General features: G+C 57.6%; 16 protein-coding genes. 10 read left to right on the plus strand and 6 right to left on the minus strand.

The annotated features are described in order from the left end of the window. Positions 1-363 precede the first annotated feature (363 nt). The 4 genes from OHL23_RS10690 (at position 364) to OHL23_RS10705 (ending at position 5,043) form a co-directional block, all read left to right on the plus strand. Positions 364-2,814 carry an Orn/Lys/Arg family decarboxylase gene (locus OHL23_RS10690; protein WP_263351877.1) on the plus strand — a complete coding sequence of 817 codons (2,451 nt, stop codon included), beginning with the start codon at positions 364-366 and terminating at the stop codon, positions 2,812-2,814. An 86-nt stretch (positions 2,815-2,900) separates the two neighbouring features. Further along, positions 2,901-3,242: a PadR family transcriptional regulator gene (locus OHL23_RS10695; RefSeq protein ID WP_263351878.1), complete on the plus strand. Its 342-nt coding sequence runs from the start codon at positions 2,901-2,903 to the stop codon at positions 3,240-3,242. After that, positions 3,239-3,910, plus strand: coding sequence for a hypothetical protein (locus OHL23_RS10700; protein WP_263351879.1), 672 nt, complete (start codon positions 3,239-3,241; stop codon positions 3,908-3,910). Before OHL23_RS10695 ends, OHL23_RS10700 begins: the two co-directional genes overlap by 4 nt. A gap of 29 nt (positions 3,911-3,939) precedes the next feature. Next, the gene (locus OHL23_RS10705) at positions 3,940-5,043 is read left to right on the plus strand and encodes an alpha/beta hydrolase (protein ID WP_263351880.1); all 1,104 of its coding nucleotides are present in this window, start codon (positions 3,940-3,942) and stop codon (positions 5,041-5,043) included. Here OHL23_RS10705 and OHL23_RS10710 read toward each other — a convergent pair. After that, entirely contained in the window at positions 5,040-7,121 is a 2,082-nt protein-coding gene (locus tag OHL23_RS10710; protein ID WP_263351881.1) for a RecQ family ATP-dependent DNA helicase, read from the minus strand. The genes OHL23_RS10705 and OHL23_RS10710 overlap by 4 nt on opposite strands. Positions 7,122-7,171: 50 nt before the next feature. After that, on the minus strand, positions 7,172-8,764 hold the full coding sequence (gene xrtE, locus OHL23_RS10715) for an exosortase E/protease, VPEID-CTERM system (RefSeq protein ID WP_263351882.1): 1,593 nt from the start codon (positions 8,762-8,764) through the stop codon (positions 7,172-7,174). Between the two features lie 501 nt (positions 8,765-9,265). Here xrtE and OHL23_RS10720 point away from each other — a divergent pair. Further along, positions 9,266-9,535 (plus strand): hypothetical protein, encoded by a 270-nt coding sequence (locus OHL23_RS10720; RefSeq protein ID WP_263351883.1) that lies wholly within the window; start codon positions 9,266-9,268, stop codon positions 9,533-9,535. 484 nt (positions 9,536-10,019) lie between these two features. Here OHL23_RS10720 and OHL23_RS10725 read toward each other — a convergent pair whose 3' ends face one another. The 3 genes from OHL23_RS10725 to OHL23_RS10735 all read right to left on the minus strand — a co-directional run bounded on the left by OHL23_RS10725 (position 10,020) and on the right by OHL23_RS10735 (position 12,225). Beyond that, on the minus strand, positions 10,020-10,322 hold the full coding sequence (locus tag OHL23_RS10725; protein WP_263351884.1) for a hypothetical protein: 303 nt from the start codon (positions 10,320-10,322) through the stop codon (positions 10,020-10,022). Positions 10,323-10,777: 455 nt separating this feature from the next. After that, positions 10,778-11,221 carry a PaaI family thioesterase gene (locus tag OHL23_RS10730; RefSeq protein ID WP_263351885.1) on the minus strand — a complete coding sequence of 148 codons (444 nt, stop codon included), beginning with the start codon at positions 11,219-11,221 and terminating at the stop codon, positions 10,778-10,780. A gap of 20 nt (positions 11,222-11,241) precedes the next feature. Further along, positions 11,242-12,225, minus strand: a complete 984-nt coding sequence (locus tag OHL23_RS10735) for a threonine dehydratase (RefSeq protein WP_263351886.1) — start codon at positions 12,223-12,225, stop codon at positions 11,242-11,244. 156 nt (positions 12,226-12,381) lie between these two features. Between OHL23_RS10735 and OHL23_RS10740 the strand changes: the two genes are divergently transcribed. Next, positions 12,382-13,110, plus strand: coding sequence for a superoxide dismutase (locus tag OHL23_RS10740; protein ID WP_263351887.1), 729 nt, complete (start codon positions 12,382-12,384; stop codon positions 13,108-13,110). 27 nt (positions 13,111-13,137) lie between these two features. Here OHL23_RS10740 and OHL23_RS10745 read toward each other — a convergent pair whose 3' ends face one another. Beyond that, positions 13,138-15,903 (minus strand): AMP-binding protein, encoded by a 2,766-nt coding sequence (locus OHL23_RS10745; RefSeq protein ID WP_263351888.1) that lies wholly within the window; start codon positions 15,901-15,903, stop codon positions 13,138-13,140. 136 nt (positions 15,904-16,039) lie between these two features. Here OHL23_RS10745 and OHL23_RS10750 point away from each other — a divergent pair, with 136 nt between their 5' ends. The 4 genes from OHL23_RS10750 (at position 16,040) to OHL23_RS10765 (ending at position 19,518) form a co-directional block, all read left to right on the plus strand. Continuing rightward, the gene (locus tag OHL23_RS10750; protein WP_263351889.1) at positions 16,040-16,414 is read left to right on the plus strand and encodes a c-type cytochrome; all 375 of its coding nucleotides are present in this window, start codon (positions 16,040-16,042) and stop codon (positions 16,412-16,414) included. A gap of 38 nt (positions 16,415-16,452) precedes the next feature. After that, positions 16,453-17,772, plus strand: a complete 1,320-nt coding sequence (miaB, locus tag OHL23_RS10755; RefSeq protein WP_263351890.1) for a tRNA (N6-isopentenyl adenosine(37)-C2)-methylthiotransferase MiaB — start codon at positions 16,453-16,455, stop codon at positions 17,770-17,772. Positions 17,773-17,800: 28 nt separating this feature from the next. Continuing rightward, entirely contained in the window at positions 17,801-18,289 is a 489-nt protein-coding gene (locus OHL23_RS10760) for a bifunctional nuclease family protein (protein ID WP_263351891.1), read from the plus strand. A gap of 404 nt (positions 18,290-18,693) precedes the next feature. Continuing rightward, on the plus strand, positions 18,694-19,518 hold the full coding sequence (locus tag OHL23_RS10765; RefSeq protein WP_263351892.1) for a hypothetical protein: 825 nt from the start codon (positions 18,694-18,696) through the stop codon (positions 19,516-19,518). The last annotated feature ends 100 nt before the right edge of the window (positions 19,519-19,618 follow it).

Raw genomic sequence — 19,618 nt, forward strand, 5'->3', positions numbered from 1 at the left:
GTCTTCAACTATCAAGTGTAGCAGCGATGTGGATGCGACGTTTGCTTTGCCGGGTTGTGGTTTTGGTGGAGCGAATGCAAGGCTTGTCTGACAAGATTCGCAGGAAAAGGATCAAGCCGAATTTGCAGCATTCGGGAAGGATTTTTTTGCGAGCTTTGCTGGCGGGTGGGTTAGAGCTACATTACTGATTCTAAGCAAGTAAATGATGCTGGATCAGTCAGGGATGCGAACGGGGTTGTTTCGTGTGGATGAATTTAGGCTCATGGGGTTCGGCGGGGCGAATCGGCAGCGATTTTGAGTTGTAGGATTAGAAGCGGTCCGATGGTTTTTGGGGCTGCTTTTTTCGAGAGAGTGTGAGGTGGAATGGACGAAGGACGTTGGGTGCTGCTGATTGCCAGCGAAGTGGGTGGTACGGACTCGGTTTCGGACCGGGCGATGGAACGGCTGGTGGATGCGATCAGCAAAGAGGGATATGAGGTGGTTCGCACCTCGACGCCGGAGGATGGTTTGTCCCTGGTCAAGAGCGATCCTTCGCACTCGGCGATTCTGCTGGACTGGGATCTGGCTGGAGAGCACCAGTTTGACGAACGCGCTGCGCTGCGGATTATTCGCGCGGTGAGACGGCGGAACAAAAAAGTCCCAATCTTCCTGATCGCCGACCGGACGCTGGTGAGCGAGTTACCGCTGGAGGTGGTCAAGCAGGTGCATGAGTATATTCACCTGTTTGGCGATACGCCGGCGTTTATCGCAAGCCGCGTGGATTTTGCCGTGGAGCGGTACAACGAGCAGCTTTTGCCGCCGTATTTTCGTGAGCTGAAGAAGTATAACGACCAGGGCGCGTATAGCTGGGATGCTCCGGGACACATGGGTGGCGTGGCGTTTCTGAAGCACCCGGTCGGCATGGAGTTCCACAAATTCTTTGGCGAGAACATCATGCGCTCGGATCTGGGGATTTCGACTTCGCCGCTGGGGTCGTGGCTGGATCATATCGGGCCTCCGGGCGAGTCGGAGCGGAACGCGGCACGGATCTTTGGAGCGGACTGGACGTTTTATGTGCTGGGTGGTTCGTCGACTTCGAACCAGATCGTCGGACACGGGGTTATTGGGCAGGACGACCTTGTCATCATCGACGCGAATTGCCATAAGTCGATTTGCCACTCGCTGACGGTCACCGGAGCGCGGCCGGTTTATCTCACACCGACGCGCAATGGCTACGGGATGATCGGGCTGGTGCCGCTGAAGCGATTCAGCCCGGAAACTATCAAGGAACTGATTGCGAAGAGCCCGTTTTCCGCCGGGGCTGTTTCGCAGGAGGCTACTTATGCGGCGGTGACTAACTCGACGTATGACGGGTTATGTTACGACGTGAATCGCGTGGTAAGTGAGTTATCGCAGAGCGTGCCGCGGATTCACTTTGACGAAGCGTGGTATGCGTATGCCAAGTTTCATCCCATCTATCGCGGGCGTTTTGCGATGGATGTTCCGGATGAGATTCCGAACCGGCCGGCGCTGTTTGCGGTGCAGTCGACGCACAAGATGCTGGCTGCGTTTTCGATGGCGTCGATGGTGCATATCAAGCTCAGTCCGCGTGCGCCGCTGGATTTTGATCAGTTCAATGAATCGTTCATGATGCATGGCACGACTTCGCCGTTTTATCCGCTGATTGCTTCGCTGGATGTGGCGGCGGCGATGATGGACGAGCCTGCGGGGCCGACGCTGATGGCGGAGACGATCTTTGACGCGATCAGCTTCCGCAAGGCAATGTCGTCGATTGCGCACAGGTTGCGCGCGCTTGAGGATGGGGATGGCTGGTTCTTCCGGCTCTTTCAGCCGGACAAGGTCGAGGACCCGGTCGATGGGCAGCGGTATCTGTTTGAGGATGCGCCGGATGAATTGCTGGCTCTGAATTCAAGCTGCTGGACGCTGAAGCCTGGAGACGACTGGCATGGCTATCAGGATGAGGATGTCGAAGACGACTACTGCATGCTGGACCCGACGAAGGTCACGATCCTGATGCCGGGCGTGAATGCGCAGGGCGTGGTCGCGGAATGGGGCATTCCAGCGGCGATTCTGACGGAGTTTCTGGATGCGCGGCGGGTTGAGATTGCACGCACCGGAGATTACACCGTTCTGGTGCTGTTTTCGGTGGGAACCAGCAAGGGCAAGTGGGGAAGTTTGCTGGAGAATCTCTTCGAATTCAAGAGGCTGTACGATACCGAGGCGACGCTCAGCGAGGCGCTGCCGGATCTGGTTGAGAAGTATCCGTTGAAGTACCGGAATGTAACGCTCAAGGAACTTAGCGACGAGATGCACGCGGCCATGGTGGAACTGCGGCTGAGTGCGCTTGAGGGTGAGGCTTGCGAGCTGGATACGCAGGAGGTTTTGACGCCCGCGCAGACGTATCAGAAGCTGCTAAGGAACGGCACGGAAAAGGTCAAGTTCACGGAGATGGCCGGGCGGATTGCGGGAGTGATGCTGGTGCCGTATCCGCCAGGGATTCCGGTGTGCATGCCGGGTGAGCGGCTGGGTGGGCAGGACAGTCCTGTGATCAAGCTGATTCTGGCGCTTGAGGAGTTTGGCAAGCGGTTCCCTGGGTTTGAGCGCGAGGTGCATGGGATCGAGGTAGACGCGCAGGGGGATTACTGGATGCGCGCGGTGATCGAAGTCGTAGAGACGAATGGGAAGCGGTCGAATGGAAAGAATCGGCCGCCGAGTTCGGCTCCGCCGGTGAAGCGGAAGCGGAAAGCCGGTGCGAAGTCGACCACAGGTTCTCTATCGCGTGATTCGGAGAGCAAGCCGCTGACTTCAGGGTGAGCCAGCCACTCCGGGGAATCTTGCGGCTTCGGTGCATAAATTTTCTTGACGCTGGGCATGATTAGAATCACAATGTAGTTCTAATCATGCTTGGCGAATTTGAGTACCTGATTCTTTCGGCGGCGGCGAACCTGGGCGAAGAGGCCTATGGGGCGGCGATGCGTGCGGCGATTGAGACGACGGCGGGGCGGACTTGCTCGTTGGGCGCGCTTTACACGACACTCGACCGGTTGGAGACAAAAGGCCTGGTGGAGACATGGATGGGCGAGCCTACGCAGCAGCGCGGCGGACGCGCACGCCGCATGGTGCGGGTAACGAGCGAGGGCAGCCGGGCAGCGCGTGAGTTCTATGATGCTGTGACACGGATGAGCCGCGGGACGGCCTGGGCCGATGGCCGAACCGGAGAACTGCCGGGAGATCTGGCGTGACGGGCGCGGGCTGGTACTGCGTCGAGGCCGCAGCCGGCATACTGGGCGCGCTCGATCGTGAGGCCGTACTGGGAGATCTTGCGGAGTCGGACTGCGGTGCTTTGCGTGCACTTTGGGATGTGCTGGGGCTGGCAGCGCGGCGACATCTGGAGCTTTGGGTGAATTGGCGTCCGTGGGCTGCGAGTTTTGGCCTTGCGCTGCCCGCAAGCCTGTTTCTCATGGGCTGCTCCGTCGCTGCGAGCCGGGGGTTCGACGGTCTGTTGGACCGACCGGTCACGGCGTCGCTGCTTGGAATATCCCTTTTGAGAATGCTTTTATTATTCTGCTGGGGGTGGATGGCGGGGTTTGCCGCTGGCGCCGTCTCCCGGCGTACGTTGTGGGCTAGCGCACTAGCGTGCGCTGCGCCTTGCCTCATTTGCCTATCGGAATGGCCAGGGAATTGGGTTTCGGGGCTGCGGCTGCTGCTGTTTCTGGCGCCTGCCCTATGGGGCGTATGGCGTGGACGGCAGAAGCAACAGCTCGAATCGGGGTGGGCGACCTTTCTGGCTGCGACAGGGATGCTCGTCCCGCTGATGTGGGACAAGGGTGGCGGCCTTTACGGCCTGGGGCTGCTGTGGCCAGGCTGGTTTCTGGTAGCAACGGCTCGACGCAGGGGCAAGCCAGCTTAAACGACAAAATCGAACGGAGGGCAAGGACCATGGGATTCATGGGATATCGCATACGTGTGTTTGCCGTGGCGCTGGTATTGGGAACAGCGTTGCTGGGGGCAAAGCAGCTCCATGCGGCTGAGAGCGGCGGCCAGGTGGTAGTGCGCGAGTTGCGCGGCGAAAGCCTGACGCACAGCCTGATCGGCACCAATCCTGTGCGGCGGCTGGCGGTCTATCTGCCTGCCGGATATGAAGGATCTGCGAGGCGGTATCCAGTCCTTTACTACTTGCAGAATCCGCTTTCGGAATTCAGCTCATCGTTTTACGAACATGAGGCGCGAGCGGTGCTTGATCGGGCGACGGAGCCGGGAGGGATTGGGCCGTTTGTCATGGTCGCGGTTGATATGGCGACGCCGTTTGGCTGTTCGTGGTACGTAAATTCACCGGTAACGGGCAACTGGGAAGACTTCATGATGCAGGAGGTGGTGCCGTATGTGGACGCGAATTTTCGGACGCTGCCGACGCGCGACTCACGCGGTATCTTCGGAGATTTTATGGGCGGGTATGGAGCGATTCGATTTGGCATGACACATCCGGAGGTCTTCGGGGCGGTGTATGCGCTGCATCCCGTTGGGACGGGGTCGGGGATCTACACGATGTATTCGCGGCCGGATTGGGAGAAGCTGGCCAGGATCAAATCCACCGATGAGTTGTCGAAGGAAGTCTGGGCCAATATTTTCCTTAGTATCTTTCAGGCCAGCGTGCCGGATGTGGACAAGCCGCCCCTGTATATCGACTTACAGGCTCATAAGACCGGTGATGCGCTGGAGATCGATAGTGCGGTTACGGAACGGCTGCGGGATGACTTTCTGCTGGAGACGATGATTGGCAAGTACGCGGATAATCTGAAATCGCTGCGCGGATTCCGGTTCGACTGGGCGCGGAATGATGGAAACCAGGATCACGTGTACGCGAACCAGGCGTTTACTCACAAGCTGAATGAGTTTGGGATTGCTCATGAGGCGGAGGAGTACAACGGGGTCTGGGGCAGTGGTAACTGGAGCACGGATGGACGCGTGGCGACGGAGGTGTTGCCGTTCTTTCAGAGGAGTCTGGTGTTTGAGACCAGCGTGAAGACCGGTGGTGCGGATTAAGGGATGAATTCCGCCCGGTTGCAGATTTCGAGGATTTGGGGGCCGTATTTTTCTACTTTTGCGGGGCCCATGCCGGAGATTTCCTGGAGTTGATTGGGAGTGGTGGGATGAGCGTGGGCGATGGCGTGGAGGGTGCGGTCGTGAAGGACAACGAAGGGCGGCATCCCAAGCTTTTTTGCAATGGCGGTGCGCCAGCCTTTGAGGGCTTGTTCGAGTTCCTGGGCTGCGGGGCTTAGCTCGACCGGCGGTGGTGTTGCTGATGGCGCTGTTTTCTTCTTTGCCGGCTTCCGGTCGGAGGCAAAAGATAGCGAGCCGTTCTTTTTATTGGATCGTCCGTCGTCGAGCATTTGCAGGTTGAGCGCGGTTCCTTCTTCGCATTGCTCGCCTTCCGCAGTCAGGATGGCCTTTCTATAGAGGATGGTTTCGCCGTCTTTGACCCATTCGGCGTCTTCTACGGCGATCAGGCCAGCTTTGGCCAGCGCTGACAGATAAGTGTCCAATTCTTTGCGGCTCAGATTGCCGGGGAGGTCTTTGAGGAGACGGCCGAGGGATTTGCCCTGGGTGTTGCGCAGGCAGTCGAGGATTGCGTGGAGTGTGGCTTGCTCGGCGCGGGACGGGGCGCGGTAGTTTTGCGCTGAGCTGTCGGAGGGGCTGCAGAAATCGCAGAGGCCGCAACGGGTCTGGCCGTCTTTGAGGTCGCCGAAGTGGAGGACAAGCGCGGCCATGCGGCACTGGTGGCCGTCGACGTACTTCTGGACCAGTTCGAGCTGGTTGCGGCGGTAGTCGGATTGGCGGGTGTAGGGGGCGGTCCATCGAGCTTCGCCGCGCGTGGCGTTGTTGTTGTAATCGACCATTGCGCCGCCGTGGATGAAGAGCTTTTCGATGGCTTTGGAGAAGGTTTCTTCGTCGAGGCTCAGTGCGGCGCGGATTTCGTCGAGGGGTTGCGGCTCGGCGCTGAGGACTTTGTAGACCTGATGCATGGTGTCGATGGGCGGGTAGTCGCGCTTGAGGAAGAAATCGTGCGTCCGCTGGTCGGCGTAGGAGTGCATGAGGATGGCGCGGCTGGGTTTGCCATCGCGTCCGGCGCGGCCGATCTCTTGGTAATAGCCTTCGAGGGTGCTTGGGAGTGCGGCGTGGATAACGGTTCGTACATCAGCTTTGTCAATGCCCATTCCGAAAGCGATGGTGGCGACGACGCAATCGAGCTGGCCGGATTGAAAGGTCTGCTGGACGTTTTCCCGTATTTCTGAGGGAAGGCCGGCGTGGTAGGCCGCAGTCGGGCAGACCTGGCTCAGCTGGGCGGCGAGTTCTTCGGACTTTTTGCGTGCGGGGGCGTAGACGATGGCTGGGCGGCGCGCTGGGTCTTTCAGTAGCTCGCAGATCAGGTCGCCGCGCATGGGCATGGGAACTTCGGTGACTTCGATGGCGAGATTGCTGCGCCGGAAGCCGTGGATGAACTTCTTCGCCTTTTCGAGGCCGAGCTGGGTGAGGATGTCGCGTTGCACGGCTGGAGTTGCCGTGGCGGTGAGAGCGACGACTGGCGCAGGGCGCAAGGCGGGCAGGTATTGGCCCAACATGCGATAGTCGGGGCGGAAGTCGTGGCCCCATTGCGAGATGCAGTGAGCTTCGTCGATGGCGATGAGGGCGGGCTTGCGCTTGGCCAGCATTTCGGGAAAGCCGGGGACGCGGAGGCGTTCGGGGGCGATGAAGAGGAACTGGAGCGAGCCGTTGAGGTAGTCGACGCAGGCCTGCCGGCTGACGGCGCGGTCTAATCCCGAATGAATGCGGGCGACGGAGAATTCGAGGGCGGTCAGTTTGGCGCACTGATCTTCGATGAGTGCGATGAGTGGACTGACGACGAGGGCTGTTCCTCCGCGAGCGATGGCGGGGAGCTGGTAGCAGAGGGACTTGCCGGCGCCAGTGGGCATGACGAGGAGTAGATCTTCGCCGTCGACGGCGGCGCGGCAGACTGCTTCCTGGTTGGCGCGGAAGGAAGAAAAACCGAAGGCGCGGCGGAGCAACTCTGTCAGCGAGGGGAAATCCGCTGTTTTTGGGATGGGAAGAACTCCGGCGACCATTGCTTCATTCTATTTGCTGGCGTGCCGTTGATTCAGCCCCGGAACCAGCGTTACCACTGAGACCAGTCGCCACGCGAGAGAACCCAGATTGCCAGAAGGAGGTTGCTGGTGGCGTGGGCTATGACTGCGTCGCCGAGCCTGCCTTTCCATTTCATTAGACCTGCGTAGACCAGCCCGGCGAGAATGCCGACAATCCATTGGTGGCCATGCATCAGTCCGAAGAGCACCGAGGAGAGGCCGATGGAGAGGATGGTGACAGCGGAGAAGGGAACTATGTCGAACTCCCGGTTGACGAGTCGACGGGCGAGGTAGCCGCGGAAGGCGAGTTCTTCGGCGATGGGTACGGTGATGACTGCGGCAGCTACGCGGAAGGCTATCCAGGACAAGCGGGCGACCGGGGATAGAGCCGCGAGGGCTGCGCCAAGCTGGCTCCTTTCGTTGCTATGCGTGAGAAAGGATGGAACGAGCCAAAGCGCGAAGACGGCTGTTCCGGTTATTGGCGCCCACCAACTGAAGCGCCAGTTGATTTGTTTCAACTCGGGCCAGTAATACCAGATGGCAATGGACGCGGCCAGAAAGCGCAAAGGGTAGAGCCACTCGAAGTATCCGGAAGCGGCTTTGGAAACAAAGGATGCGGCGAGGATCGCGAGGAACGGAACGAGGTAGGCTCCGGTTAAGGGTGATTCTCCGACTTGAGTGTCTTCATCATCAAGAAAGATAGGGGTTGTGTGGGCGTGATCTGCTGTGGACGGAAGAAAGTAATAGCGACGCCGTACCCACGGGAGTTTGCGCGTTGCCATGGAAAAGGCGAAAGCGACGACGGTAAATGCGATCCATCCGGCCTGGGAGTGGAAACCTACCATGGCAACCTCGCCGTAGCCCGCGTTACCGATGAGAACAAGAGCGGAGATGCGGAGGACGTTCAGCATCCATACGCTAAGAAGCGCACAGGGAACAAGCAGTAATGCCTGGGGAAAGCGGCTCTCCCGGCGAAAATACCATAGCCAGATCACAGTGAAAGCCAGAACGAGTCCGATCCCTTCCAATCCGGAGCAAGCTTCAGCCACGAAGATTGAGAAACGCGGCGTCCCTATGATGAAAGTTTCGGAGTCCACATAAATATCGGGAAGGAATACTCGAAGTAAAACTTTGACGGAATGAAAGGTCATTCTCTGCAGGAAGCGCCCCGGTGCGGTACTGGAGGAATCCCAAAAGGACTGAAAGGGAAAGCGCAGACACCAGGCGAGTGTACCGGTGAGGATGGAATAGAGCCACAACCATTTCGTTTCCCGGATGGTGCGGACCCACACTTGAGCTGGAATACATGCCAAGGCTGTCAGAGAGATTGCGGCGAGTAATAGAACGCGGGAAACGATGTGCGCACCCTCGGAGTTCAGCAGAAAACTGAATCCGTGCAGGGCGGCAAAATTGATGGACCAAATGATTGCAATGCAAGCGATGTGGGCCACAAAGAACCGCGCGCCGAACGGCAGGTCTTCCTTGTGCTTCTTGAAATAGGAGTGGCCGAGACCCAGGAAGACTGCGTACGAGACAATCCCGAGTGGAGCGAACGGACCAAGAAGAGCCGCAGTGTGAAAGATGCTGGCTACCAGAACGACGTCGAGGGTCAGGATACCGGCCAACAAATATAACCGCCCAAGAAGATGGCGGTGAAACTTGAAGAACGATAGCGACTGGGAGTGAATAGTCAGAGTTTCCTCGCCTAACTGCGACGTCGAGAGCGCAGGACAGTGGTTGCGCCACGAAGCAGCTTCAAGCCGTCAAGCACGAGGGCCGGGTCGACTTCGGATACCAAATTGATTGGCGGCTGGATATGGCTGATTCCGTTCTGAGTATAATCCGGTCCCGCCGACGACAGGGAACTTTCCTTGGGTTCGCGGCGCGGACCGTTGGATGGGGAAGATCCTCTGAAGACGAATTGCCAGCAATTACTCGGTGACAATTCGCTTCAGGGATCGGTCCCGAGCAAACACGGGCCCAATGAACGATGCACAACAAGAATGCAGGAACCAAATTGAAACCCTGCGGGTGCGCCCACAGTGGCGGCTTGAGTTAATCGCTACCGCTTTGAGCGTCGAGAGCGAACCACGGTCAACGTTCCTGCCAACAGTGCAAATCCGCTGATGGCAAGGCTGGGGTCGACTTCGGGGGCCGTTGCTGGACCATGCGGTGGCGGTGGTGGCAGTCGTGGCGGTGGCGGTGGCGGTGGAGGCGGTGGTGGAGGCAGTGGTAACCACCCCAAGATGCCGCCGTATGCATGGGCGCTGGGGCTGGTGGAGAGCACCAATGCCAAGGCAAGTAGAGAGAGCTTCAGATATTTCTTCATGGTTCTTGTCCTTTCGGGCAGTTATCTGACTACGTACCAGGATCACGGAACATCTAAACTTCCATGACTTAGCAGTTTTGCGAAGCCCTGAAGGCTACAGCAATTTCGATTTTCCGTTTGAAGCCTGGGCGACGACGGTTTCCATGAGTTGAAGTACCCGGAATCGTCCGATCGCCTCTCGCTTCGCATTGCGCCAGAGTCAACTGATGAGCAGCCATTCCTCGCAGAGTGGCGACGCAAGTTGTATCAGGCCGGAATGCAACGATTCGAGAAGGGCTACGGCCCGGCGGACCAGAACATCTTTGCACTAGATCCCGGGAAGGACAGCTTTCTGAGACAAGAACGCCTCCCGGAATCCGTGACAGGAATTGGTTGATTCCTCGGAGTCTCGCTCAGATTATCGTTGCAATCGGAGCAAATGAAAATACCTCTAATGACTGAATCTAAAGGATTAAAAGGAACTGATTTTAGACACTTTGGTACCCACTTGGTGCTGCTCTACATGGGCAAAAGAAAAAGCGGGCGACGAAGCCGCCCGCCTAAGAGACTGCTCAGTTTATTGCCGGACGCCGGGAGCGCCGGCTGCGTAGGACCGTCAGCGTTCCCCCAAGGAGCATGAATCCGCTCATTGCCAAACCGGGATCGACTTCGGGAGCTACGTTGGGTTTTGGATTGCCTTGATTGTGATTTCCTTGATTGTGGTTGCCGGACGAACCGTGGAATAGCCACTCAATAATGTCCTGGATTATTCCTCCGACTCCTCCGTAGGCAGTTACCATCTCAGCATGGGCGTACGTGCTTGTGCCGAGGGCTAAAGCCAAGGCCAAGACTGAGTGCTTCAGTAGCTTTGTCATGCTGCTTCCTTTTCAGACCGGTGGCAAGTTCCGCTCTTCACACGTTGAAACGGAAAGACGTCGGGGGTTGGTTCTATCTACGTCGTTCTTCGATCATGCTGTATTCGTTTTACGGTATGAACTTACGTCGGGAACTGCTGGTTGTCGTCTCCAGGGGTATTGAGTCCTGGCGGCCTCTCGGATTCTGCTCCGTATCGGGACGGTCGAATTGGTCGAGGCACGCCCAACTCTCCATTTACGGATTCCGAAAGAGCCAAAGCATCTTTCGCCTCTGTTGCAGAATTCCTCAGCGCTGCTCGATGTGCAATTCCTCGTCTGCGCCAACCCCATATCGAACCGGGCAGGGATCGGACTATTTGTGTTAGCTGGCATCACGGTTTGGTAACTTGACGAAGCGGTCAGAAGTAACTTGATTTTGCATGTCCCAGTTGAACTGCTGACGAACGCTTGTGCTGCTAAGTTCGAATTGCAATGAAGAGACCGGTGGCGCGCGCCAGGACCATTCCGTCCTCTGCCTGGATTGTTGCTGCGGCCCAGTGCTTTCGGCCTTCGCTGCGGTTGACTCGACCTTCAATGCGAATCGGGGCGCCGGATGGCACTGGACTTAGATATTCGACTTGCATCTGGCGGGTCATGGCAGTTACTCCGCGAACGCGGTTTGCTTTGCTCATGGCTTCGTCGAGCATTGTCGCGATGATGCCGCCGTGAACGCAGCCGGGAGGACCTTCGTATTGGTCTGAGATTACGGCTTTGGAGACGACGGCCCCTTCGGGAGACTTTGCGAATTCCAGCTTCAGGCCCGCGGGATTGGCCTGGCCGCAGCCGAAGCAGCGATTCCGCGCGCCGTGGACGAGTGGTGTGAGTCCTTCGGCGGAGGTATCGGACAAGGAATCTGACAACGGATCTGGGCTCAATGGGCTCAAAGTGTTCCTTCCAAAATTTTGGCGTAGAGGTCGCGATCGACATTTCCGCCGGTGAGAATAATTCCTATCGATGGGGATGAGTTGCGAAGGCTGTTGCGCTCTTTCAATGCTCCGGCGAGGGCTGCCGCGGCGGCGCCCTCTGCAAGGTTGTGGGTGTCTTCGTATAGCGCCCGCATGGCGGAGGCAATTTCGGCGTCGGTGACCTCGATGATGCGGGCGACGTTTTCCCAGATGACTTGCATTGCGTCGCTGTTGGGCAGGCGGCAAGCCAGGCCGTCGGCAATGTGGGTCTGCGAGGGCGCTTCTACGATGCGGCGTTCGCGAAAGGAGAGCGCATAGGAGGGCGATTCGGCGGCGACTACACCGACGATTTCGGTCTTGAGGCCGAGTGCGTTGCGGGCGGCTGAGACTCCGCAGATGGATGAGCCGAGGCCGATAGGAACGTAGATTGTATCCAGTGGCGGCGTGGCGCGCAGGAACTCGAGGGCGTAGGTGGCCGTCCCAGCCACGAGGCACGGATGGAAGGACTCAACCATCGCATGTCCGGGACGCGTGGCAAGTTCGCGGGCGTATTCCAACGAAGCCTGGAAGTCGTCGCCGTGTTCTATGAGTTCAGCTCCCTGCGCTCGCATGGCGTTGTTCTTTTCGCGGCTGTTGCCGTGGGGGATGACGATGACGGCGTGCAGGCCGGAAAGACGGGCGGCCATGCCGACGCCCTGACCGTGATTTCCGCGGGTGGCGGCTACGAGCGTATGAACGTCCGGCTGGGATTGCTTGAGCCAGGACGAGTAGACCAGAGCGCCACGGAGTTTGAAGGCTCCGACAGGCGTGTGATTCTCATGCTTAACCCATGCCTCGGTGTGACCGTGGACGCTGAGTCGTTGATTGAGCAGGGGCCATGTGTATTGAGGGGTGGGCGGCATGACCCGGTAAATGATGGCCTGGGCGGTTTCGATCTCGCTGAGGGTGGGCAATTGCATGAATTCAGCTTACGATAAGGTGTCTGAATGCCTGTGTTTGAATCCGATCATCTTATTGTGGACTCAAATGGCAGGCTTAGATCTTTGCAATGTGTGTCATCCGAACAGAGAAAATCGGGGAAACCCCAACAGCGAATCCAAGGAGAGATGGGTTTTATGAATCGCAGAACAGCTATCAAGCAAATGAGCGGTCTTGCCAGCGCGGTCCTATTGACCGCTACGAGCGCGAGTCAAGCAGGTGCGCAGGCTGCCTCGGCTCCGGCGGCCGCGCCTGCCGGACCTTTTACGCTGCCTCCGCTGCCGTACGCATACGATGCGCTTGAGCCTTACTTCGATGCGGAGACGATGCATCTGCATCATGACAAACATCACCAGTCGTATGTGGACAAGCTGAATGCTGCGGTCGTTGGGCATCCGGATTTAGCCAGCAAATCGGTCTATGAACTTGTCGCTAATTTGGATTCTGTGCCGGAACCGATTCGCAAGGCAGTGCGCAACCAGGGCGGCGGTCACGCGAATCACTCGTTCTGGTGGGAGACGCTCGGCAAGGGCGGCGCTGCTCCGACGGGCGAGCTGGCCAAGGCGATCGATGCAAAATTTGGCAGTTTTTCAAGCTTTCAGGAGAAGCTAACGGCGGAAGCAGTCGGAGTCTTTGGCAGCGGCTGGGCGTGGCTGGTCGCTTTGCCGGGCGGAGGGCTGGATATATCTTCGACGCCGAATCAGGATAGTCCGCTGACGGCTGGGCATAAGCCAGTCCTGGGAATCGATGTGTGGGAACACTCCTATTACCTGAAATATAAGAACAAGCGGCCGGATTATGTGAAGGCCTACTTCTCGGTTGTGAATTGGGACGCGGTGAGCGCGAAATTTGCCGCCAAGGCGTAACCCCAGAAGTGTAACCGGCGCGACTGCTTATGCGAGTTGATGTTGCGCCGGTTCCTCAATCGGTTCTTTGATCAGTTCCTCTAAGGGCGATGGTTCTACGGAGACTCCGCACCATTGCGCGATGGCGCGAGAGATCGGGCTTAGATTCGATTCCTGAAAGAGCCGGTCGTGATCGAGCGAAATCCATTGCTCGGTGATTCCCCGACGCGCTACATGTCTCCAGCCGAAGCGGGAATTGCCTCGGATGGGTCGGTGTTCTTCGATACTCAGAAAATGCAGGATGGGAACGTCGAGTTTCTTCAGATGGTAGAGGGGAAGATAGCCCTGTTGCGATTGCTTGAGCATCCATTGCAGCGCAGGGGGTTGGTTGACGCGGTCCAGCATCCGGCGTGCCGGCCGGATTGAAAACCACATTGCGCGCCGAATGAGACGCCGGAAGTTTACGGCAGGATTTGCGGCGCCGTTTTTTCTCCGGAACTGACGCCCCTCGGAGACCGCTCGTTGGGCAAATGTTCCAAAACCTCGGAACATTGTGGGGAATCCTGGGGACGGAACGTCGAATAGCACCAGCTTTACCGCGTGGCCCTGTTTGCGCAACAGGTGAGCGGCAGCGAAGGCTACGATACCTCCGTAGCAGTAGCCGCCAAGGATGTAGGGACCGTCCGGCTGGACTTGCTGAATCGCACGTATGGTTTTTTCGGCGGCTCGCTCGAAGGTGAATAGGGAAGAATCGTGCCAGGTATTGACCGGGCGGACAATGGAGAGCGGAAGCTGACCGGCGAGATGGCTGGCGAGTCTGCGGAAGTAGAGCCCTTCGTCGCCGTCGCCGGGGATGCAGAAGATTGGACTCCTGCCGGGCTCCTCGCGGACTGGGAAGACTTCGACTTCGCTGGAGGCTGACGCGGCACTGAGAGAACAGACAGAATTACTGAGAAGCGTGGCGATATTGGCGAGAGTCGGGTTGTCGAGAAAGCTGGCGGCCTCAGCCTGCAAGTCGCTGCCAAAGCGAAGGTCGATCTCTGCCAGAAGATTGACGGCTCCGAGGGAATCTCCACCAGCGGTGAAGAAGTCTTCCGTTTGGTCAATCTCATCGCGCTTAAGGACTCGAGCCCAGATTTCGATGAGCCTTCGAAAGGTGGGGTCGTTGGCAAGGTCGGGAAGGCTTAGCTCCGATTTCGCAGAAGGCGATGCAATCAAATTGATGACGTTGTTGGCAAGGCCTGTCTTAGACGGAGTTCCGGAGATCCCCGAGGCAGCCGGTTTCTGGGTAATTCGTTCGGCCAGCAGGTGGCGACGGGGTTTACCTGTTTCGCCGCGAGGAATTTGATCTACGAAATAGACGCGGCGAGGAACCTTGAATGGCGCGAGCTTCTGGGAGGCAAAACGACGCAGTTCCGCCTCGCTTGTACTCGAATCTGGCCGGGGTACTATGGCGCAGGCGATATCCTCGCCCAGCGTGGGATGAGGAACGGCAAAGGCGGCGGCGGCGAGCACGGCGGGATGTGCGGCAAACACTCGATCGACGTCTTCGGGAACAATCTTCTGGCCGCCACGGTTGATCATTTCCTTCGATCGACCGGTTACGAACAGGAAACCCGCGGCATCAAGCCTGCCGATGTCACCGGTACGGAACCAACCATCCCGAAAAGCGGCCTCGTTGGCCTCCGGGTCATTGGCGTAAGCGGCCATGACCGAGGGTCCGCGCACCACGATTTCTCCTTCCGCTTCGGGAAGGAGAAATTTGCCGGAAGGGTCCATGATAGCGATGGTTGGGCCGACGCTGCGGCCGACTGAACCGGGCCGATATGGACGGAGATTGAGGGCATCGCTGGTGATGGCTCCGGTTTCGCTCATGCCGTAGCCGTTCAAGACGGGAACGCCGAGAAGGCGTCCGAGGTCGCGGGCGAGTTTCACGGTAAAGGCTGCGCCGCTGGAGCGGACGAAGCGAAGCGAGACAGGTTTCTTGAGTGGACGATTCTCCAGAACAGTCACGACTGCCTGGTGAATTGCCGGGGCACAGGTGTACCACGTGGGATGTAGATCCTGGAGCCAACCGGGGTAGCTTGCGGCTTCAAAGCCGCGGGTAGCGATGATTGTGCCCCCGACCGATAACTGGGCAAAGGTCGAAACGATTCCCTGGGCATGGTACAGAGGCGTCACGAGCAGCAGACGGTCGGATGCCGAGAGCGCCAAGGCGGTTTGCGTGTATCGGAACATCGCTTCCAGATTGCCGCCAGTGAGGGGGACGAGTTTGGAGCGGCCGGTTGTCGCGGATGTATTGAGCAACACGGCAGCGCCGGAAATCAGGTCCGGAAGAAAGTGGTTGGCTGATGTGGTATCGGCGGTTTTTTCGATGTTCCAGACGGCACCTGCATCGCCCATGTGCCCCAGGAGTACTGTGATCCCGAGGCGCAGAGCGATTTGCCTGGCTGCTTCGAATTCCGGAGTGAGAACAATCGCAGCGGCGTGCATGGCGACAAGATGGGATTCGATCTCGGAGGCCGTCAGGTTGGGATTGAGAGGGGCGCAACAACAGTGGCGCATGACGGCTGCAACCGCAAGGACAGCGAGCGCTCCGGGCTGAACGAGAACGACTACGACTTGATGCGATTGCAGGCCGGATTGGCGCAGATGGGTGCTGAGCGCGTCGATCTCCTGCCAGAATTGGCTGTAGGTGAAGGCGCTCTTGCCTGGCTCCTTGACTGGTTCAAGGACAGCAGGGAAATCGGGCTTCAGACGAGCGTGGAATTCAATGGACGCAAGGGCGGTTTCCTGGGGAGGGAAGACCTTCATGCTTGTAACCCTTTCGATGGGGATTGGAGAAGGGTATCATTTTCTTCAAGATCGCGACGAATAAAGGGGTTGGGTGAGGTGGATGGCAGGGAGTTGTGAGCCTGATTGTGAAACGAGTTTTGAGCAACTACGCGGAATGAGGGAGACCGGTGCAGGGTGGCGGAAGCGATGCTTCCTCGCAGTTGTCCTCAGCTTTGCCTCAGTTTTGTGGGGATGCCGGGCCGGGCAGGAGCTAACGCCGCAACAGGCCGAGGGGCAGCACCTTTACTCAGTGCGATGTGCGCATTGCCACGAGGACAACGACCTGGCGCTGAAGCCGCCGCCGCCGAATATTCATGGCGCAATGAGCAGGACAAAGCTACCGAGCGGCGCTCCGGCAACGGATGCCGAGGTGAGGCGATTGGTTCTGGTTGGCAAGGGCAAAATGCCGAGCTTTTCGGGGCGATTTACCGAGGAGCAGATGGCGGCGCTGCTCGCTTATCTGCATACGGATATGCGGCTGCCCCATTGAAGAGTGGGGAAAGTCCGTGTCGCGGTATACTCGGGAGTATGGCGACCGGAAAAACATTCTATATCGAGACCTTCGGATGCCAGATGAATGCCCATGACTCGGAGAAAGTCATCGGGACGCTGGAGCAGCAAGGGTACGCGCAGGTGCAGGTGGAGGAAGATGCCGACCTGCTGCTGTACAACACCTGTTCGATTCGTGATAAGGCGGAGCAAAAGGTCTTCAACCGGCTGAACGACTACAAGAAGCTGCATAAGCTGGGCAAGCGCTTTGCGGTGATCGGGTGCGTGGCGCAGCAGGAGGGCGAGAAGATCTTTGAGCGTGCGCCCTATGTCTCGCTGGTGGCGGGGTCGGCTTCGTATCGCAAGTTGCCTGAAATGCTGGCGCGGCTGGAGGCAGGGGAGACGCGGATCACCGGATTGGATGATCGGCAGACAGATCTGACCTTTGAGACGGAGTTCACTTCGCGACAGAATCCTTATCGCGGCTACATCACGATTATCGAGGGGTGTGACAAGTTCTGCGCCTACTGTGTGGTGCCGTATACGCGGGGCAAGGAGCGCAGCCGCGGGTCGGACTCGGTGCTGGAGGAAGCGCGGCGAATCGTTGACCTCGGGTACACCGAGATTCAATTGCTCGGGCAGAATGTGAACAGCTTTCGCGATCCGCAAGGGAAGCGGAGTTTCGCGGAATTGCTGGCCGCTCTAGGGGAAATCCCTGGAATACGGCGGGTGCGGTTTACGACCAGCCATCCGAGGGACTTTACGCGGGATATCGTTGAGGTAATCGATGCGGTGCCGACGCTCTGCGACCACGTGCACTTGCCAGTGCAATCTGGATCGTCGCGGATTCTACGGATGATGGCCCGGGAATATACGCGAGAGTGGTACCTGGAGCGGATTTCCTGGATTAAGGCGGCGAAGCGCAATATTGCGTTGACGACGGATATTATTGTGGGGTTTCCTGGGGAGACTCCGAACGACTTTGAACAAACCGTAGACTTGTTGAATGAGGTGCAGTACGACGCGGTCTTTGGGTTCAAGTATTCGCCCCGGCCGAATACGCCTGCGCTGGTCATGATTGACTCGATTTCAGATGTGGAAAAGTCGACACGGCTTCAAGTGTTGCTTGACCGTCAAAGAGAGATTCAAAGGGTGAATTATGACAAGCATTTAGGAGAAATAATGGAAGTAATGGTTGAGGGCACGAACCCGGGGCGCGGTCAGATCACCGGACGAAGTTCACAGAACAAGCCAGTGAACTTCACCTGGGGTGGACCGATTGCACCTGCGCCGGGGAGCTATCACAGGGTGAGGGTTACGAAGACATTTCCGAATAGCCTGGTGGGTGAGGCGGTTTGAGGGGTCCTGAATCTGGAAAGGAGGCTGTATGGATGTCGAAATGCGAATCCGTGGCGTGATGCTGGATCCGAATACAAATATGCCCATTGTGGTTCTGAAAGATGTGGCCTCCGATACTGTGCTGCCGATCTGGGTCGGGATCTTTGAGGCGAACGCGATTCAGGTTGAGATTGAAAAGCTTTCGGCACCTCGTCCAATGACGCATGATCTCACGCGAAATCTCATTCAATACATGAATAGTTCGCTGGATCGTGTTGTTATTAATGATCTTAGAGAAAATACGTTTTACGCTACGCTGTGGCTGACCCACGCCGGCAACTCGATGACCGTGGACGCTCGTCCGTCTGATGCGATTGCGCTGGCGCTGCGGGCGGATTGTCCGATCTATGTTGCTGAGCCTGTACTGGCGGTTGCCAGGCTCAATCCCGCAGGCCAGCCTGAAAATCCTGGTACGGAAGATCTGCGGAAGTGGCTGGAGGGATTGAACGATGAAGATCTGGGCCGATACAAGATGTGATTCAGGCCTGCGAGTGTTCTCTTAGATACTTTAAGTATTACGAGGGAAGTGATTGGTTCGAATATGGATAGAGAATTTATTAGGTTGTCGGGACTTGCTGAACTTAACTTTACAGAATATCTGTTATCGGACATGATCGCTCTTCCCGCAAGCCGGGCCTTGGCTTGCGGTTTTCAATGTAACTTCATGTGAAATCAATACTTGCTGCGCTTGTGAGGGCGTCTTGACGGGGTGTACCAACCTGCTGGTCAGCCCTTCTACTTATCTCACAGGCTTAGTTCATTTCTCAACGATTTTCCATAAAGATGAACCCATATCCCGGATCTCTGCATCAGTTGTGGCGATAACTTTACACTTTCGACGGCTGGTGAATGCCAGTAATTTCTTGTTGGGGTTCGACGCGCATGACGATCAGGAATCGACAGTTCTCTGTTTTTCTATCCATTTTTGCTCTGGCGCTTGGGAGCTTCTCGCCCTTGCGTGCGCAGGAGCCAAGACAAATCGTTCAACAGGTGGTTACGACTGAACTGACCGCCGGAAAGGCCGATCAGTCGCTTTGGCTCTATTACGAGGCGGATCGGAAGCCAAATAGCCGCGTTCAGCAGTGGGTGGCGCAGACTCCGAAAGGCGATCTCCGGCGAGTCATGGAGGAAAACGATCGCAAGCTTTCGGAGGCGCAACAGCTCCAGAGAATGGATAGTTTCCTGCGTGACTCCGGCGCCCAGGCGAGAGATCGCAAGAAACAGGAGGAAGACATCAAGCAGACGGTGGATTTGCTTAACCTCTTGCCGGAGGCTTTTTTGTGGACATGCACGGGAACCCAAGGCACCGACACAACGCTGCATTTCACACCGAACTCGAAGTTTCACGCTCCGACTCGGGAGGCTCGCATTCTATCCGGCGTGGAGGGCGATTTGGTGGTGAACGCGACTCAGCACCGGATTGTCAGTTTGAAAGGCCGGCTCGTGCATGACGTGAAATTTGGCGGGGGACTGCTGGGTGAACTCAAGGCCGGCGGCAGTTTCGATATTGAACGGCGCGAGATCCAGGATGGCGAGTGGCAGATCGTCGAGACGCATGTTCATTTCGCGGGTCGCATGCTGCTCTTCAAGAGCGTCTCGGAACAGGAGGATGATGAGAAGTCGGAGTTTAAGCTGCTTCCCTCCTCCGTGTCTCTCGAGCAAGCTAAGACTGAACTGCTTCAGAGAAGCGAACTCGCGAAGAATTAGGCGAACTTTTCGTTTTGCTTCGAGAATTGCAGTGCCTGATGCTGCGTCCTGCTGAAGGCTGGCGAAATGCTCCGCACTCCTGATTCGCCTTTGAGCTAAC

This window comes from Acidicapsa acidisoli (assembly GCF_025685625.1).
Taxonomy (GTDB): domain Bacteria; phylum Acidobacteriota; class Terriglobia; order Terriglobales; family Acidobacteriaceae; genus Acidicapsa; species Acidicapsa acidisoli.

What these genes read in the sequence shown, in the direction of transcription:
- OHL23_RS10690 (WP_263351877.1), top strand. Translation starts at nt 364, where the DNA reads ATGGACGAAGGACGTTGGGTGCTGCTGATTGCCAGCGAAGTGGGTGGT.
- OHL23_RS10695 (WP_263351878.1), top strand. Translation starts at nt 2,901, where the DNA reads ATGCTTGGCGAATTTGAGTACCTGATTCTTTCGGCGGCGGCGAACCTG.
- OHL23_RS10705 (WP_263351880.1), top strand. Translation starts at nt 3,940, where the DNA reads ATGGGATTCATGGGATATCGCATACGTGTGTTTGCCGTGGCGCTGGTA.
- OHL23_RS10710 (WP_263351881.1), bottom strand. Translation starts at nt 7,121, where the DNA reads ATGGTCGCCGGAGTTCTTCCCATCCCAAAAACAGCGGATTTCCCCTCG.
- OHL23_RS10720 (WP_263351883.1), top strand. Translation starts at nt 9,266, where the DNA reads ATGGCAAGGCTGGGGTCGACTTCGGGGGCCGTTGCTGGACCATGCGGT.
- OHL23_RS10725 (WP_263351884.1), bottom strand. Translation starts at nt 10,322, where the DNA reads ATGACAAAGCTACTGAAGCACTCAGTCTTGGCCTTGGCTTTAGCCCTC.
- OHL23_RS10735 (WP_263351886.1), bottom strand. Translation starts at nt 12,225, where the DNA reads ATGCAATTGCCCACCCTCAGCGAGATCGAAACCGCCCAGGCCATCATT.
- OHL23_RS10740 (WP_263351887.1), top strand. Translation starts at nt 12,382, where the DNA reads ATGAATCGCAGAACAGCTATCAAGCAAATGAGCGGTCTTGCCAGCGCG.
- OHL23_RS10745 (WP_263351888.1), bottom strand. Translation starts at nt 15,903, where the DNA reads ATGAAGGTCTTCCCTCCCCAGGAAACCGCCCTTGCGTCCATTGAATTC.
- OHL23_RS10750 (WP_263351889.1), top strand. Translation starts at nt 16,040, where the DNA reads ATGAGGGAGACCGGTGCAGGGTGGCGGAAGCGATGCTTCCTCGCAGTT.
- miaB (WP_263351890.1), top strand. Translation starts at nt 16,453, where the DNA reads ATGGCGACCGGAAAAACATTCTATATCGAGACCTTCGGATGCCAGATG.
- OHL23_RS10760 (WP_263351891.1), top strand. Translation starts at nt 17,801, where the DNA reads ATGGATGTCGAAATGCGAATCCGTGGCGTGATGCTGGATCCGAATACA.
- OHL23_RS10765 (WP_263351892.1), top strand. Translation starts at nt 18,694, where the DNA reads ATGACGATCAGGAATCGACAGTTCTCTGTTTTTCTATCCATTTTTGCT.